Source organism: Arthrobacter sp. STN4 (genome assembly GCF_024539665.1).
Lineage (GTDB): Bacteria > Actinomycetota > Actinomycetes > Actinomycetales > Micrococcaceae > Specibacter.
Genome location: NZ_JAKZGX010000029.1, coordinates 1 through 15,969 on the forward strand (window position 1 = coordinate 1; position 15,969 = coordinate 15,969).

The 15,969-nt window shown below is 68.7% G+C and carries 15 protein-coding genes; 1 reads left to right on the top strand and 14 read right to left on the bottom strand.

From position 1 onward, the window contains the following. Window positions 1–123: 123 nt before the first annotated feature. The 7 genes from dapF to MMF96_RS16340 form a co-directional block, all read right to left on the bottom strand. Window positions 124–1,044, bottom strand: a complete 921-nt coding sequence (gene dapF / locus MMF96_RS16310) for a diaminopimelate epimerase (protein WP_256884160.1) — start codon at window positions 1,042–1,044, stop codon at window positions 124–126. 9 nt (window positions 1,045–1,053) lie between these two features. Next, the gene (miaA, locus tag MMF96_RS16315) at window positions 1,054–2,004 is read right to left on the bottom strand and encodes a tRNA (adenosine(37)-N6)-dimethylallyltransferase MiaA (RefSeq protein WP_256884161.1); all 951 of its coding nucleotides are present in this window, start codon (window positions 2,002–2,004) and stop codon (window positions 1,054–1,056) included. A 38-nt stretch (window positions 2,005–2,042) separates the two neighbouring features. Further along, window positions 2,043–3,611 (bottom strand): tRNA (N6-isopentenyl adenosine(37)-C2)-methylthiotransferase MiaB, encoded by a 1,569-nt coding sequence (miaB, locus tag MMF96_RS16320; RefSeq protein ID WP_256884162.1) that lies wholly within the window; start codon window positions 3,609–3,611, stop codon window positions 2,043–2,045. A 54-nt stretch (window positions 3,612–3,665) separates the two neighbouring features. Further along, window positions 3,666–4,922, bottom strand: a complete 1,257-nt coding sequence (locus MMF96_RS16325; protein WP_256884163.1) for a hypothetical protein — start codon at window positions 4,920–4,922, stop codon at window positions 3,666–3,668. Between the two features lie 66 nt (window positions 4,923–4,988). Continuing rightward, on the bottom strand, window positions 4,989–5,531 hold the full coding sequence (locus tag MMF96_RS16330) for a regulatory protein RecX (protein WP_256884164.1): 543 nt from the start codon (window positions 5,529–5,531) through the stop codon (window positions 4,989–4,991). A 7-nt stretch (window positions 5,532–5,538) separates the two neighbouring features. Continuing rightward, window positions 5,539–6,591 carry a recombinase RecA gene (recA, locus tag MMF96_RS16335; RefSeq protein WP_176617308.1) on the bottom strand — a complete coding sequence of 351 codons (1,053 nt, stop codon included), beginning with the start codon at window positions 6,589–6,591 and terminating at the stop codon, window positions 5,539–5,541. Window positions 6,592–6,842: 251 nt separating this feature from the next. Next, window positions 6,843–7,064 (bottom strand): DUF3046 domain-containing protein, encoded by a 222-nt coding sequence (locus MMF96_RS16340; RefSeq protein ID WP_176617307.1) that lies wholly within the window; start codon window positions 7,062–7,064, stop codon window positions 6,843–6,845. Between the two features lie 58 nt (window positions 7,065–7,122). Between MMF96_RS16340 and MMF96_RS16345 the strand changes: the two genes are divergently transcribed. Further along, window positions 7,123–7,608, top strand: coding sequence for a MarR family winged helix-turn-helix transcriptional regulator (locus tag MMF96_RS16345; protein ID WP_256884165.1), 486 nt, complete (start codon window positions 7,123–7,125; stop codon window positions 7,606–7,608). 171 nt (window positions 7,609–7,779) lie between these two features. On the opposite strand, the gene MMF96_RS16350 is transcribed toward MMF96_RS16345, so the two are convergent. The 7 genes from MMF96_RS16350 to MMF96_RS16380 form a co-directional block, all read right to left on the bottom strand. Beyond that, entirely contained in the window at window positions 7,780–8,220 is a 441-nt protein-coding gene (locus tag MMF96_RS16350; protein WP_176617305.1) for a helix-turn-helix domain-containing protein, read from the bottom strand. A gap of 129 nt (window positions 8,221–8,349) precedes the next feature. Beyond that, window positions 8,350–8,847, bottom strand: coding sequence for a CinA family protein (locus MMF96_RS16355; RefSeq protein WP_309145236.1), 498 nt, complete (start codon window positions 8,845–8,847; stop codon window positions 8,350–8,352). 2 nt (window positions 8,848–8,849) lie between these two features. Beyond that, window positions 8,850–9,449 carry a CDP-diacylglycerol--glycerol-3-phosphate 3-phosphatidyltransferase gene (gene pgsA, locus MMF96_RS16360; protein WP_176617304.1) on the bottom strand — a complete coding sequence of 200 codons (600 nt, stop codon included), beginning with the start codon at window positions 9,447–9,449 and terminating at the stop codon, window positions 8,850–8,852. Window positions 9,450–9,492: 43 nt separating this feature from the next. Next, window positions 9,493–12,360, bottom strand: a complete 2,868-nt coding sequence (locus MMF96_RS16365) for a DNA translocase FtsK (RefSeq protein ID WP_256884166.1) — start codon at window positions 12,358–12,360, stop codon at window positions 9,493–9,495. Window positions 12,361–12,428: 68 nt separating this feature from the next. Next, window positions 12,429–14,120: a ribonuclease J gene (locus MMF96_RS16370; RefSeq protein ID WP_176617302.1), complete on the bottom strand. Its 1,692-nt coding sequence runs from the start codon at window positions 14,118–14,120 to the stop codon at window positions 12,429–12,431. A 2-nt stretch (window positions 14,121–14,122) separates the two neighbouring features. Then, a complete protein-coding gene (gene dapA / locus MMF96_RS16375) occupies window positions 14,123–15,028 on the bottom strand; it encodes a 4-hydroxy-tetrahydrodipicolinate synthase (RefSeq protein WP_176617301.1) in 906 nt (301 codons plus the stop codon). A 49-nt stretch (window positions 15,029–15,077) separates the two neighbouring features. Next, the gene (locus MMF96_RS16380) at window positions 15,078–15,884 is read right to left on the bottom strand and encodes an alpha/beta hydrolase (protein WP_256884167.1); all 807 of its coding nucleotides are present in this window, start codon (window positions 15,882–15,884) and stop codon (window positions 15,078–15,080) included. Window positions 15,885–15,969 lie beyond the last annotated feature (85 nt).

Consider the following 15,969-nt stretch of genomic DNA (forward strand, 5'->3'; position numbering starts at 1 on the left):
CCGCCCGCGTCATCCAACGCCTGCTGGCCATGACCGCCGCGATCTGGCACAACGACCAAACCGGGCAAGCCATCCGCCGCTCACTCACCGCCTACGACCATTAACCAACTTGGAATTACTCATCTAGGCGAGCACCCCGTCGGCCACAATCACTGCCGGCCCGCTCAGTTCCACGTGTTCGCGGCCGTCGGGGGCGGCGAAGAACCGTACGCCCACGGTGCCGCCGGGCACCGCCACGGCCCAGGTGTCCGGGGCGTCGGCACCGGCCCAGAAACGGGTCGCGGCCGCTGCGGCACACGCCCCGGTGCCGCAGGACATGGTCTCCCCCACGCCACGTTCGTGGACACGCATGGTGATGTTGCCGACGTCGCCGGTCACCAGCGGTTCGGCGGGCACGGCAAACTCCACGTTGGTGCCGTGGGGCGGAAGCGGGGTCACGGACGGCGCATCCACCAGGACCGTGCGCGCAAGTTCTCCGCGGTCGGCCAGCGCCACCACGGTGTGCGGGTTGCCCATGTCCACCGACAGGGCGGGGCGGGCCACCTCCAGGCCGGCGGCCTCCACCAGCGAATCCGTGCCGTGCTCGCGGGCCTGTTGCGGGAAGATGAACTCCCACGGCCCCATGTCCACGCGGTAGCCGCCGGCGGTGCGGGACACCACCTTGGGGCCGCCCCGGGTGCCGATGGTCATCGCCTCGCCCTCGGCCAGGACGGCCAGGCCCTGGTTGATGAGGAAGTGCACAAAGACGCGCACGCCGTTGCCGCACATCTCCGACAGCGAGCCGTCGCCATTGCGGTAGTCCATGAACCATTCGGCGTCCGGGTTTTGCCCCAGCAGCGCCGCGCCCTCCGGCAGGTGCACGGAACGGACGGCGCGGATGAGCCCGTCGGCGCCGATGCCCAGGTGCCGGTCGCACAACTGGGCGACCTGCTCCGGGGCGAGTTCGCGTTCGCCGTCGGGATCGGCCACCAGGACGAAATCGTTGCCGGTGCCGTGCCCCTTGGCGAAGCGGAGTCCGGTCAGGGTGCCAAGCGTGTCAGTCATGGTTTAAGACTAAGGCACCTGGGGTTCGACGCCGGACTCCCCGCCTGCCGCTGCCGTGCCGCCCCAAACGCGGTCCACGAGCGCCGCGGCAGCCGCGGCGAGGTCCGGTTGTGACCAATCGAGCCACTGGACGCGGGGGTCGGCGCGGAACCAGGTCAGCTGGCGGCGCGCAAACTGCCGCGTGGCCGTGACGGTGTCCCCGGCGGCTTGCTCCACCGTGGAAGTGCCGTCGATGACGCGCAGGAACTGCTGGTAGCCCAGCGCCTTGCGCGCGGTCCGGCCTTCCCGCAGGCCCTGCGGGATGAGGGCCCGCACCTCCTCTTCCAGCCCGGCGGCGACCATGGCGTCGACGCGGGCCGCCAGCCGTTGGTGCAAGGCGGCCCGGTCGCCGTTGAGCCCGATCTGCAGCGTCGGCTGGACGTACTGCCGCTCCGGCATGAAGGAGCTGAACGGGCGGCCCGTCAGTTCGTGGACTTCCAGGGCGCGGACCAGCCGCCTGCCGTCGCTGATGCGGGCCGCCGACACCGGATCCACGCGGGCCAGGCGGGCGGCCAACGCGTCCGGCCCGCCGGCGTCGAGCTCCGCTTCCAGGCGGGCACGCACGCCCGGATCCGTGCCGGGGAATTCCAGCACGTCCACGGCGGCGCGCACGTACAGCCCGGAGCCGCCCACAAGGATGGGCAGCTTCCCGCGGGACTGGATGTCCGCGACGGCGGCGCGCGCCATCGCCTGGAACCCGGCCACCGTGGTGTCTTCCCGGACGCCGAGAAAATCCATCAGGTGGTGCGGGATGCCGCGGCGTTCGGCCGGCGGCAGCTTGGCGGTGCCGATGTCCATGCCGCGGTAGAACTGCATGGAGTCGGCGTTGACGGCCTCACCGTTGAACCGTTCGGCCAGCTGCAGGGCCAGCTCCGACTTGCCCGAACCCGTGGGCCCGACGACGGCGACAACGGGCGGCACCGCGTCCCTGCGGCCGGCCCGCGGCGCGCCGGCTGGGCTCACGCGCTGCGCACGGGCAGCGCAGGCATGCCCAGGGACACTGCCTGCCGGCCCCCGGCGGACGTGCCGGCGCCCGGGGCCGGTGCGCCGCAGGATTCGGCCTGGGCCAGGTCCCAGGCGTCGCCGGCCCGGGTGCGGCGCAGCCGGTAGTCCGCCGGTGACGGGTCCGCCACCAGGTGGAAGGCCGCAGCCCCGGTGATGGTGACGGTGACGACGTCGCCCGGGCGCGGCGCCGTGGCGCCCTCGGGGACGCTGAAGTGGACCAGGCGCTGGTCCTGGGCGCGGCCGGACAGCCGGTGCGTTTCGGCGGCCTTGCGGCCAGACTGCGCCGTGACCATGACCTCCACGGTGCGGCCCACCTGCCGGGCGTTTTCCTCGGCGGCGATCCTGTCCTGCAGCGCGGTCAGGCGCAGGAAACGTTCCTGCACCACTTCCTTGGGCAGCTGGTCCGGCAGGTCCGCTGCGGGGGTGCCGGGGCGCTTGGAGTACTGGAAGGTGAAGGCGGTGGCGAAGCGTGACTTTTCGACGACGTCGAGCGTGGCCTGGAAATCCTCCTCGGTTTCCCCGGGGAAGCCGACGATGATGTCGGTGGAGATGGCCGCGTCCGGCATCTTTTCGCGCACCTTCTCCAGGATGCCCAGGAATTTCGCCGAGCGGTACGAACGACGCATGTCCTTGAGGACCTTGTCCGAGCCGGACTGCAGCGGCATGTGCAGCTGGGGCATGACGTTGGGGGTTTCGGCCATGGCGGCGATGACGTCGTCGGTGAACGCGGCCGGGTGCGGGCTGGTGAAGCGCACGCGCTCCAGCCCCTTGATCCCGCCGCAGGCGCGCAGCAGCTTGCCAAAGGCCAGCCGGTCGCCAAACTCCACGCCGTACGAGTTCACGTTCTGGCCCAGCAGCGTGACCTCGATGGCGCCGTCGTCCACGAGGGCCTGGATCTCGGCCAGGATTTCCCCGGGGCGGCGGTCGCGTTCCTTGCCGCGCAGGGAGGGCACGATGCAAAAGGTGCACGTGTTGTTGCAGCCCACCGAGATGCTGACCCAGCCGGAGTAGACGGCGTCGCGGCGGGTGGGCAGCGTGGAAGGGAACACGTCCAGGGATTCCAGGATTTCCATCTGGGCGTCGGCGTTGTGGCGGGCGCGTTCCAGCAGGACCGGCAGGGCTCCGACGTTGTGCGTGCCAAAGACCACATCCACCCAGGGGGCGCGCTTTTGGATGTTGTCGCGGTCCTTCTGCGCCAGGCAGCCGCCGACGGCAATTTGCATGCCGGGGTTGGTTTCCTTGATGTGGGCGAGCATCCCGAGATTGCCGTAGAGCTTGTTGTCCGCGTTTTCGCGCACGGCACAGGTGTTGAACACCACCACGTCGGGCACGGGCTCGCCGTGGCCGTCGCGCACCGGCGCGTCGCCGGCGTCGGCCAGGGACACCAGGCCGGCTGCCTCGAGCAGGCCGGCCATGCGTTCGGAATCATGGACGTTCATTTGGCAACCGTAGGTGCGCACCTGGTAGGTGCGGGGGCGGCTGGAGGTGGCGGAAGAATCAACGCTGTCTAGGGTCAGGCTCACCCATCAAGCTTAAGTCCTGCCGGGGAAAGGCGCTAAATGCCTGCCCGGGGTCCGTCAGTACCAGTTGTTGGACACCTCGTGGGCCCAGGCGCCGCACGGGGAACCGTAGCGGTTGCTGATGTAGCCCAGGCCCCAGTCGATCTGGGTGCGGTAGTTGGTGAGCCAGTCGGCGCCGGTGTCGGAGTACTTGCCGGGAGGCAGTGCCTGGGCGACGCCGTAGGCCCCGCTGCTCTGGTTGGTGGCGTTGGTCAGCCAGCCGGACTCCTGGTTCCAGAGCTGGAGCAGGCACTGGAACTGGCTTTGCGGCCAGCCGTAGCCACCCAGCCGGGACGCGGCGTAGGCCTGTGCCCCGGCGGGGTCGTTGACGGCGCCGCCGGGGATGTTCGGCAGCAGGACCGCCACCGGGATGAAACCGGAGGTGGCCGGGGCGGCCTGCGGTGCCGGCGCTGCCTGGTTGGCCTGCTGCTGCGCGGCTGCCGCAGCTGCCGCAGCCTGGGCGGCGGCGGCCTCCCGTGCCGCCTCAGCCGCGGCGGCCCGGCGCTTGGCTTCCTGTGCGGCCTCGTAGGCTGCCAGCGCCTCCTGGCCCTGGCGGTACTTCTTTTCGACGGCGGCCGTGGTGTGGTTCAGCGACGCCAGCTGCGCATTCAGGGTGACGCTGTCCTTTTTCCGGGCAGCCAGTTGGTTGGCGACGGCCTGCTGGGCCGCAACGGCGGCTGCCAGCGCGGATTTCGATGCCGCCGTCAGGGTGGCCTGCTCAGCTTCTGCCGACTGGCGCGACTTGGTGAGCGCGTCCGCCACGGCCGTGGCATCCTTGGCCCTGACGGCACGGTCAGCGGTCTGTTCCCCCACCTGTGCCAGCAGGCCCAGGCCCTGCAGCGCATTGCTGGAGCCCAGGGTGGCCAGGGTGTCGAAGATGCCGAGGTTGGCCCCGCCGGACTTGTAGCTTTGCACGGCCACGGCCGCCACGTCCTGCTCGTAGCCGCGGGCCTGCTTTTCCGCCCGGCCGGCCTGGGCCCGCAGGACGTTCACCTGGCCGGTGACCGTGTCCAGTTTCGCCTGGGTGGCGGCGTAGACGGCGCCGGCCTGGACGGCGGCGGTGCCGAGGGTGTCGGATTCGGCGGACAGGCTGGCCAGCAGCCCGTTGATTTTCACCACTTCCGCCTGCGTGGCGGCGGCGTTTCCCTTCGCCTTTTGCACGTCGGACCAGGTGGGGTATCCGCTGGGCGGTCCGTCGTCGGCCTGGACGGGGCTGGCGGAAACTCCGGAAACCACGATCAACCCGGCAGCTGCTGCGGCTGCCAGGACACTCACTCCTCGACGCGGAAAACTAATCATAGGTGGCCAGCATAACTGCGGCCGGCCCGGATTTGGCGGCAATTACTGCGGTGATTCGCCATCCAGGTGTTCATCGATGAGCCGGCCCACCACGGCAAAGGCCGCCGCCGGGCTGAAACCCTTGCGCGCAAGCATGGCCACCCAGCGGCGCGTGTACTTCTCGCGCTCGTCCCGGTCGGCCAGGTCCATGGACCCGCGCAGCTTCCGGCGCACCAAGGCTTCGGCGTTGTCCGCCTCGTCTTCGTCGCTGACCTGGGCCAGCGCTTCCTCGGCCAGCTCCGGGGCGATCCCCTTCTCGGCCAGTTCACGCTTAAGTGCCCCACGGGCCATCGACTTGTTGCGGGCCCGGCTGCGCACCCAGAGCTGGGCGAATTCGGCGTCGTCGACAAGCTTGACTTCCTCGAAGCGGTCCAGCACCGCCTCCGCAACGTCCTCGGGGACATGCCGTTCGGCCAGTTTCCGGGCCAGCTGGTACCGGCTCTTGGGCGAGTTGGTCAGCTGGCGCAGGATGACGGACCGGGCCACCGACGCCGGGTTGGCGTCGGGGTCCTGTTCCGGTTCCGGGCCGGGGCGTCTGGTGTTCACGGGGTGCCTAGAAGCCGTCGACGGCCTTCAGCTTCGGTGCTGCCTCCGCTTCAGGTTCAGCAGCGACGCCCACACCCAGCTTCTCCTTGATCAGGCGCTCGAGTTCCGCGGCGAGTTCCGGGTTGTCGCGCAGGAAACGGCGGGAATTCTCCATGCCCTGCCCCAGCTGGTCCCCGTCATAGGTAAACCATGATCCCGACTTGCGGATGATGCCGTGCTCCACGCCCATGTCGATAATCCCGCCTTCGCGGGAAATGCCCTGGCCGTAGATGATGTCGAACTCGGCAATCTTGAAGGGCGGCGCCATCTTGTTCTTGACGACCTTGGCCTTGGTACGGTTTCCGACGGCGTCGGACCCTTCCTTCAGGGTCTGGATGCGGCGGACGTCGATGCGGATGGAGGCGTAGAACTTCAACGCCTTTCCGCCCGTGGTGGTCTCCGGGCTGCCGAAGAACACGCCGATCTTTTCGCGCAGCTGGTTGATGAAGATGGCGGTGGTCTTGGTCTGGCTCAGGCGCCCGGTGATCTTGCGCAGCGCCTGGCTCATGAGCCGGGCCTGCAGGCCGACGTGGCTGTCGCCCATGTCGCCTTCAATTTCGGCGCGCGGGACCAGTGCTGCCACGGAGTCGATGACGATGACGTCCAGGGAGCCGGAGCCGATCAGCATGTCCATGATTTCCAGGGCCTGCTCGCCCGTGTCCGGCTGCGACACCAGAAGGGCGTCGGTGTCCACGCCGAGCTTGGCGGCATAGTCCGGGTCCAGGGCGTGCTCGGCGTCGATGAACGCCGCAATGCCGCCGTTCTTCTGCGCGTTCGCCACGGCGTGCAGGGCCACGGTGGTCTTACCCGACGATTCCGGACCGTAGATCTCCACGACGCGGCCACGGGGCAGCCCGCCAATGCCCAGGGCGACGTCCAGGGCAATGGAGCCGGTGGGGATGACTTCAATCGGGGCCCTGACGTCGTCGCCCAGCCGCATGACCGAACCCTTGCCGTACTGTTTGTCGATCTGGGCCAGTGCTGCGGCCAGCGCCTTTTCACGGTCTGCAGGAGCAGCCATGGTTCACCTCGGTCTTTCATCTGTGCCGATTCATCGGCCCCGTCCGGGCTGCTCGTGGTGCGCAGCCGGCGGGTGTTGGTTTAATTACTTAAAACGCTAGTTCAAGGCTCTGACATTGTCCGGTCCGGTCCGGCCCTGCGGCCGAATATGTGGAAAACTTGTTCGTCCCCGCCATACCCGCCGTTTCAATTGTAGGCGTGCTCGAATAGATCTTCGAGTCCCGGTGCGGCGTGTCGCCGTCGGGGGTGCTGCTATTTCTTCACGGGGATGTCGCGCCCCAGCCTCCGCGACTGCGGCACGTCCTGCATCTGGCACACTTCCAGCCAGACCTCCCGGGGATCGTACCCGGCCGAGAGGGCATCCAGGGCCGTCTTCCCGCCCACTCCCGTCAGGTGCAGTTCCCTGGCCAGCACCCGGGAATACCCCGGGGTGAACTCGTCGTCCATCAATCGCCAAAATTCGCTTACTCGCACAGTTCCATTCTCGCACGGCCGGGCCTGCCGGCAGGCGGCGAATAGCTAGACTTGGGCCATGACCACAGAAGCTGCGCCGGACGGCAACGCCAGTCCGCCCCTCCCCGCCGAGACCCAGGCGGCCATTGAGGTACTGGAAGTTGAGCTGAGCCTCTTGTGGCGCCGTGCCCGCGCCACGAGCCACTCCCTGTCCCGCAGCGTGCACCCCGACCTTGAGCCGGCCGCCTACGGGCTGCTGTCCGTCCTCCTGAAACAGGGCGGCATGCGCCTGACGGAGCTGGCCCGGTGCATTGGTGTGGGGAAGCCGTCGGTGAGCCGGCAGATCAGCTTTCTGGAAAGCGTGGGGCTCGTCCGCAAGGAAGCGGACCCCCGCGATGGGCGGGCCCAGCTGATTGAGCTCACGCCCCAGGGCCTGGCCAAGATGCGCGAGGTCCATGACGGCCGGCAGCGGGCCTTCCACAGCCTGCTGGCCCATTGGGACCCCAAGGACCTCACCACCCTGGCGGAGCTTATCGCCAGGCTCAACGACGACGCCGCCCGCTGAGCACTTGCCCTGACGCAGCAAAGCGGCCCCCGCCCAGGGGGCGGGGGCCGCTTTTCGTCTCAAGCCCACACACCGCGGGGCTTGACTAAAACTAAACTCGGGGCCGCGTTCCGGTTGGCGGCCGGGGCGGCAGCCTTATTCGGCAAGTGCCGGTCCAGGCGCCGTGGGCGCCTAGTAGGCGTTGGACATGAGTCCCTTGCGCAGTTCGTCGGAGAGTTCCTCGTTGAGGTCGCGGCCATAGCGGGCCGCGAACTCCTGCGGAACGGTGTCCGGGACGGCCACGCCTTCGGCGATGGCCAAACGGTCGCTCACTTCACGGAGCATGAGTGAGAGGGGCACATCCAAGGCAGAGCAGATTGAGGACAGCAGCTCGGACGAAGCTTCCTTCTGCCCGCGCTCCACCTCGCTCAGGTAGCCGAGTGAGACGCGTGCGTTGTGTGAGACTTCGCGGAGTGTGCGGCCTTGACGCTGGCGTACATCCCGAAGGACGTCTCCAATCTCGTGGCGTAGAACCACCATTTTGCGCTCCTTCTGCTGATGCTTTGCCTCATCCGCCAAACCCACATCCCGCCAGCGCACCACGCCGTTTACGGATACGGGTTGTTTCACCATCGTTATCGCCTTGCTCCTCGCAATTTATATTTATCCTCTTCGGCTGTTCCGAAAAGGCCACACCCCAGTTGGTCATCCCATCCTAGGGGCATACACCAACCAATGCGTTCACTATCACTAACTATTCGGTCACAACTTTTGTTCCCGGGCCGCGGCGACCACCTGGTGGAGCAGCGCAAGTGCCTCGTCGACAGCCTGCTGGCGGACCATGGCCCGGTCACCGCCAAAGTGGTATTCGTAGGCCTGCACCTCCCCGTCGATGGCCACGCCGATGAACACATGCCCCACGGCCTTGCCCTGGTGCGGCTCGGGGCCGGCCACCCCGGTGGTGGACAGGCCCACCCGGGCGCCCGCCACATGGCAGGCGCCCAGGGCCATGGCGCAGGCCACCCGGGCATCGACCGCGCCGTGTTCGGCCAAAAGTTCGGAGGGGACGCCCAGCGCGCGCACCTTGACCTCGTTTTGGTAGGCGACCACGCCGCCGTTGAGCATGCCGGACGCGCCCGGCACGTCGACCAGGGTGGCCGCCAGCAGCCCGCCTGTCAAGGACTCCGCAGTCGCCACGCTCAGGCCCGCCGCCGTGGCGTCGGCCACCAGGGCGGCCAGGTCCATGCCCGGAACCGCCACGGCTACTTAGCCCCGCGGCCGGCGTTGCGCAGCTGCACGGCCTTGATCAGGTAGTCGGCCCCCGTGACCACGGTGACGGCCAGCGCGGCCAGCATGATGACCAGCGCGACGACGGACAGCCACGGCGTGGCCGGGGTGACCGGCAGCAGGTAGACAAATATGGCCACCGTCTGCAGCACGGTCTTGAGCTTGCCGCCCTTGGACGCGGCCATGACGCCGTAGCGGATCACCACGAACCGCAGGGCCGTGATGCCGACTTCCCGGACCAGCATCACAATGGTGACCCACCACCACAGCTCCCCCGTGGCGGACAGCATGATGAGGGCCGAGCCAATCAGCAGCTTGTCCGCGATCGGGTCCGCGATCTTGCCAAAGCTCGTGATGAGCCCGCGTGCCCGGGCGATGTCGCCGTCAAGCTTGTCGGTGTAGATGGCAACCAGGAACACCACCACGGCCGCCCAGCGCCACCAGCCGTAGCGGCCGTCGTCGGCCAGGAAGAACCAGATGAAGAACGGCACCAGCACGATGCGCAGCAGGGTCAGGGCGTTGGGCAGGTTCCAGTTTGAAGGGCTGGCAGGCACGGGCGCGGCGTTATCGGTCACGGTGCAAGGCTATCGCCATTCCGTGCCGGGCAGCTAGGCGGGCCTACCGGCCCGTCAGCGACCAGGCGTCCTCGCCGTCGTCGTCGGAGTCGTCCCCGTCGTAGTAGTCCACGGCTTCGGGACGGCCGGCCAGGTCCTCGGCCACCAGGTCGGTGCCCCAGCCATGGTTGGCGTTCGCGTTCTCCGCCAGGGCCGCGGTCATCGGGTCGACGGCGGGCGCCTCGCCGCCGTCGGGCTCCCCGTCGCCGCCCGGACTGGCCGGCACGGGGCCGTCGCCGCGGATGGCGGCGAGGGTGGCGGCAAGGTCGTCGGGCTTGACGAGGACGTCGCGGGCCTTGGAGCCTTCGGACGGGCCCACCACACCCCGGGACTCCAGCAGGTCCATGAGGCGCCCGGCCTTGGCGAAACCGACGCGCAGCTTGCGCTGGAGCATCGAGGTGGAACCGAACTGCGTGGTGACCACCAGTTCGGTGGCCTGCAGCAGCACCTCCAGATCGTCCCCGATGTCGTCGTCGATCTGCTTCTTGGGCGCTTCCACGGCCACGTCGTCGCGGTAGTGGACGGTGAGCTGGCCCTTGACGTGGTCCACGACGCGCTTGATTTCCGCCTCCGTGACCCAGGCGCCCTGGACGCGCATGGGCTTGGACTTGCCCATGGGCAGGAACAGGGCGTCACCCTGGCCCAGCAGCTTCTCGGCGCCGGGCTGGTCCAGGACCACGCGGGAGTCGGTGACGGAGGAGGTGGCAAACGCCATGCGGGACGGGACGTTGGCCTTGATCAGGCCGGTCACCACGTCCACGGACGGGCGCTGGGTGGCCAGCACCAGGTGGATGCCGGCGGCACGGGCCAGCTGGGTGATGCGGACAATGGAATCCTCCACGTCGCGGGGGGCCACCATCATCAGGTCGGCGAGCTCGTCCACGATCACCAGCAGGTACGGGTACGGGCGGATGACGCGCTTGGAGTCCACGGGCGGGTGGACCTTGCCGGCCTTGACGGCCTTGTTGAACTCGTCAATGTGCTTGAAGCCGTAGTTGGCGAGGTCGTCGTAGCGCTGGTCCATCTCCCGCACCACCCACTGGAGCGCCTCGGCGGCCTTCTTCGGGTTCGTGATGATGGGGGTGATCAGGTGCGGCACGCCTTCGTAGGCGGTCAGTTCCACCCGTTTGGGGTCCACCATGACCATGCGGACCTCGTCGGGCGTGGCCCGCATAAGGATGGAGGTGATCATGGAGTTGACGAAGGAAGACTTTCCGGCGCCGGTGGCGCCGGCCACGAGCAGGTGGGGCATCTTTGCCAGGTTCGCCACGACGAAGCCGCCCTCGACGTCCTTTCCGACGCCCATCACCATGGGGTGGTCGGTGCGGCGGGCGTTGGCGGAGCGGAGCACGTCGCCGAGCACCACGATTTCCTTGTCCGCGTTGGGGATTTCAATGCCGATGGCGCTCTTGCCGGGGATGGGGCTGAGGATGCGCACGTCCGAGGACGCCACCGCGTAGGAGATGTTCTTGCTCAGGGCGGTGACCCGCTCCACCTTGGTGCCCGGGGCCAGCTCAATTTCGTACCGCGTAACGGTGGGGCCGCGGCTGAAACCGGTGACGGCCGCGTCCACGTTGAACTGGTTCAGGGTGTCGGTCAGCGCGGCCACGACGGCGTCGTTCGCCTCCGTGGCTTCCTTCCCTGGCGGACCGGCCGGCAGGAACTCCGATCCCGGCAGGGTGTAGGTGACGTCGCCGGAGAGCTGCAGTTGTTCCGACCGTGCCGGAATGGGCGCGGGCAAGGTGGTGGGAGCGGCCGGGATGGCGTGGGTTGCGGCGTTGGCGGCGACGATCCCGATGGCCTCGGTGACCGCCTCGGGGCCGTGGCCGTCAGCGGCCCCACGGCCGCCGGCCGTGGTGGGCAGCCCCTGGCGTGCCTTGATCTTGTCCGCGGCCAGCTCGTCACGCGTGGGGCGCCGGACGCCCGGTGGCAGGGAAGGCGCGGCCGGCACCGTGGGCAGGGCATCGTCGTCGTCCGCGTCCACCAGCGCGGTCTCGAACGCACCGTCGGTGTCACGGCCGGCTTCCAGGGCCTCGGCGGCGGCCTTCTTGCGGCCGCGCAGGGCCCGGGACTTCTTCTCCTTGGGGAGGCCGTCACGGTCGTACAGGTAGCTCTGGTCGTGGCCGTTGTCCGCGGGATCGTATTGCGGGCCCGCACCCACCAGCTGCGTGTAGAGCGCCCGCAGCCGGTCCGGGATGTGGCGCAGGGGCGTGGCCGTGAGGATCAGGACGCTGAAGAAGGCCAGGATGGAGAACACGGCGATGGCCAGCACGGGGCTGGCCGCGGCGACCAGGCCGCCGGCGATCATGCCGACCATGCCTCCGGCCCGGCTGACGCCGGCAAAGCCGCTGGCGGCGTCCGGCATGCCGCCGGCCACGTGGGCCAGGGCGCAGCCGGAAATGATCATGAGGGAAAACCCGATGGCCACCCGGTTGTTGGCGCGGACATTGCCCGGCTGGCGGAAGACCAGGATGGCAAAGATCAGCAACATGGGCGGCAACATGGCCGCGAACCAGCCGAAGGTCCCCTGGAAGACGCCGTGGACGGCGTCGGCCAGGCCGCCGGCCAGGCCCCACCACTCGAAGGTGGCGATCAGGGCCGCGAGCAGGATGAAGAACAGCCCGCTGCCGTCGCGCCGCTCCTCGTGGGCGATGCCGCTGACGTCGGCGCCCATGCGGCGCACCGCCCCGCCGACGAGGTGTCCGAGCCCCTGCCAGATGCCGACGGCAAAGCGCACCGGCCAGACATGCTGCGGTTCGGGAACGGATTGCCTGCTGCGGGCGCTCGGCATTTTGGCGGTCTTCGCAGGGCGCGTGGAACTGCCACCTTGCTTGCCGGCGGACGCGCGAGCGGGGGAAGAACGAGTCGCCATAACCTTAAAGCTACCTTGTTTGGCGCAACTTTCCGCGGATTTCCGCTCCCGGCGGCAGTGGTGGCGGGCTAGGCCTCCAGGACCACCGGGATGATCATGGGGCGGCGGCGGAGCCTGCGGTTGACCCAGGTGCCGATCACCCGGCGCACCACCTGCTGGAGCTGGTGGGTGGTGTGGTCCGTGCTGGCCGTGACGGCTTCCTCGAGTGCGGCGGCGATCCTGGGCTTGATCTCGTCAAAGACGGCGTCGTCCTCGGCCATGCCCCGGGCGTGGATGTCCGGGCCGGAGACGATCTTGCCCGTGGAGCGGTTGACGACGGTGATGATGGAGATGAATCCTTCATCGCCAAGGATGCGCCGGTCCTTGAGGTCCTCGTCGGTGATTTCGCCCACGCTCTGGCCATCGACGTACACGAAGCCGCATTCGACCTGGCCGACGATCCTCGCCCGGCCCGCGGCCAGGTCGATCACCGCGCCGTCGCCGGTCAACAGCACATTCGAGGCCGGCACACCGGAGGACTGCGCGATCCTGCCGTTGGCAATCAGGTGGCGGGTTTCCCCGTGCACCGGCATGACATTCCTGGGCTCCACGAGGTTGTAGCAGTACAGCAGCTCCCCGGCCGCTGCGTGCCCGGAGACGTGCACCTTGGCCGTGCCCTTGTGGATGACGTCGGCGCCGCGCTTGAGCAGGCCGTTGATGATCCGGAACACGGCGTTTTCGTTGCCGGGGATCAGCGAGGACGCCAGGATGACGGTGTCGCCCTGGCCCACCGCGATCTTGTGGTCCCCGTTGGCCATGCGGGACAGGGCGGCCATGGGTTCGCCCTGGGACCCGGTGGACATGAGCACCACCTGGCTGTCCGGCAGCTGGTTGACGTTTTTCAGGTCCACCAGCACGTTGTCCGGCACGGACAGATAGCCCAGCTTCGCGGCAATGGCCATGTTGCGGACCATGGAGCGGCCCACGAAGGCCACCTTGCGGTCGTGCTGCACGGCGGCGTTGAGGACCTGCTGGACCCGGTGGACGTGGGAGGAGAAGCTGGCCACGATGATGCGCTTGTCGGCCTGGCCGAACAGCGCCTCCAGCGTCGGTCCGATCTCCGCCTCGCTGGTGGTGAAGCCGGGTACGTCGGCGTTCGTGGAATCCACCAGGAAAAGGTCCACGCCTTCCTCGCCCAGGCGGGCCAGGTGGCGCAGGTCGGTGCGCCGGCCGTCCAGCGGCAGCTGGTCCATCTTGAAGTCGCCGGTGTGCAGCACGGTGCCCCCGCCCGTGCGGATGAACACGGCCAGGGCGTCCGGGATGGAGTGGTTGACGGCGACGAATTCGCACTGGAACGGGCCGAACTGCTCCACCTGGCCTTCCATGACCGTCAGCGTCCAGGGCTTGAGGCGGTGCTCGGTGAGCTTGGCTTCAACGAAGGCCAGCGTCAGCTGCGAACCGATCAGGGGAATGTCGTTGCGCAGGCGCAGCAGGTAGGGCACGGCGCCGATGTGGTCCTCGTGGCCGTGGGTGAGCACCACGCCCACCACGTCCTCCAGACGGTCCTCAATGTAGGAAAAGTCCGGCAGGATCAGGTCCACGCCCGGCTGGTCCTCCTCGGGGAAGAGCACCCCGCAGTCCACAATGAGCAGCTTGCCGTCAATTTCAAAGACGGTCATGTTGCGACCGATCTCGCCGATGCCGCCGAGCGGGACAATGCGCAGCGTGTCCGGCGCCAGTGCGGGCGGGGCGAGCAGACCGGGCTCGGTCATTTGGGTCATGTCTACAATTCCATTCCAGCTTCCGCAAGGTCAGCCTTGATCAGGGCAATCTCGGCCGCACCCGGTTCCACGAGGGGAAGGCGGACCACCGAGGTGGGCAGGATTCCCTGCCACTTGAGAATCTGCTTGACCGACACGGCACCCTGGATGTGGCCCATGGTGGCACGCACCACCGGGTCCAGCTCAAAGTGGAGGCGGCGGGCCGTGGCGAAGTCGCCGGCGGCAGCGGCGTCGACGAGGGCACGGAACTTTTGCGGCGCCACGTGGGCGCTGACGCTGACCAGGCCGACGGCGCCGGCGGCCATGAGCGGCAGGGTCAGTCCGTCGTCGCCCGAGTAGACGTCGAGGTCGGTGTTGGCGAGCACGCGGGTGGTGGCGCTGAAGTCGGCCTTGGCATCCTTGAGGGCGGTGATGCGCGGGTGGTCGGCCAGCTTGATGATGGTTTCGGTGGCGATGGGCACGCCGGCCCGGCCGGGGATGTCATAGAGCATGACGGGCAGATCGGTGGAGTCGGCAATGGCCGTGAAGTGCGCCTGGATGCCGGCCTGGCTGGGCTTGTTGTAGTAAGGGGTGACGATCAGCAGGCCGTGGACGCCCAGGGCCGCGGCGCGCCGGGACAGGCTGATGGAGTGGCGGGTGTCATTGGTGCCGGTGCCGGCGATGACGCGGGCCCGGTCCCCCACGGCGTCCAGGACGGCCTGGAACATGCCCAGGTTTTCCTCGTCCGTCAGGGTGGAGGTTTCGCCCGTGGTGCCGGTGACCAGGATGCCGTCGCAGCCGTCGTCGACCAGCTTGTTGGCCAGCGCCGCTGCCTGCTTGTAGTCGACTGCCCCGTCCTCGGTGAAGGGGGTGACCATGGCGGGCACCAGTGTTCCAAAGGGGCGGGTGGCAATAGCAGACTCAGACATGGGTAAAACGTTACCTGCTACCGGGCCGATTCGTTCAACGCGCGCCACGTTATGGACGGCCTGCCGACCGGCCGTCCTGCAGGAACGGCAGCCATTCGTCAAGGACCGGCTGGGCGGGAAACAGCGTGGTGCCGTGGTTGCGCCCGGGCAGTTCCACGAGCCGCGCATGGGGCATGAGGCCGGCCGCGCGCCGGGAGTCCGCCAGCCGGTCCCTGTCCGCCGTGCCGGCCAGCAGCAGGGCGGGCATGGCCAGGGCGGCCACGTCGGCCTCGGCGATGGCGGGTTCGGCCTCCGTCTGGCGGAAGTAGGCCTGCAGGGCCGCCGCGTCATTGGCCAGGAAGGCTGCCTTGGTCTGCGGGTCGAGCGGGCCGCCTATCTGTGCCTCCCAGCCGGCAACGAAGGCGGGCATGCCGCCGGAGCCGAGGGCGGCGTCGTACCCGGGGAAAAACAGCCTGCCCACGCTTCCGGGCTGGATGCGGTAGGTCCCGCCCAGGGTGGTCAGCGAGAGCAGCCGCTCCGGGGCGGCCACGGCCAGGGAGTAGCCGATGCGTGAGCCCACCGAATAGCCGCCGATGTGGGCCCGTGGCGCACCCGCGGCGTCCAGCACGGCCAGGGCGTCCGCCACGAGCACGTCCATGGCGTACGCCGCCTGGGTGTGCGGCTTGCCGGAGCGGCCGTGCCCGCGCAGGTCCATCGTGATGACGGTGTGGTTTTCGCGCAATGCCTTGGTGTAGCCAAAGCCACGCCAGATGGCGCGGCTGAGCGCGCTGCCGTGGAGCAGCAGGATGGGGTCGCCCTCCCCCACCACATCGTAGGAAAGTTCGACGCCGTCGTCCGGGTTGTGGGTGCTGGTCACCTTGGTCCTGCCTCTTGCATGGGTCGGGTAGTGCGGCCGTGGCCCGGGGATCTGCCGGCGAGGAGGCCGCGTCCGGCAGCCCGGA

What these genes read in the sequence shown, in the direction of transcription:
- dapF (WP_256884160.1), bottom strand. Translation starts at nt 1,044, where the DNA reads ATGACTGACACGCTTGGCACCCTGACCGGACTCCGCTTCGCCAAGGGG.
- recA (WP_176617308.1), bottom strand. Translation starts at nt 6,591, where the DNA reads ATGGCTGCTCCTGCAGACCGTGAAAAGGCGCTGGCCGCAGCACTGGCC.
- MMF96_RS16345 (WP_256884165.1), top strand. Translation starts at nt 7,123, where the DNA reads ATGACCACAGAAGCTGCGCCGGACGGCAACGCCAGTCCGCCCCTCCCC.
- MMF96_RS16350 (WP_176617305.1), bottom strand. Translation starts at nt 8,220, where the DNA reads ATGGTGAAACAACCCGTATCCGTAAACGGCGTGGTGCGCTGGCGGGAT.
- MMF96_RS16365 (WP_256884166.1), bottom strand. Translation starts at nt 12,360, where the DNA reads ATGGCGACTCGTTCTTCCCCCGCTCGCGCGTCCGCCGGCAAGCAAGGT.
- MMF96_RS16370 (WP_176617302.1), bottom strand. Translation starts at nt 14,120, where the DNA reads ATGACCCAAATGACCGAGCCCGGTCTGCTCGCCCCGCCCGCACTGGCG.
- dapA (WP_176617301.1), bottom strand. Translation starts at nt 15,028, where the DNA reads ATGTCTGAGTCTGCTATTGCCACCCGCCCCTTTGGAACACTGGTGCCC.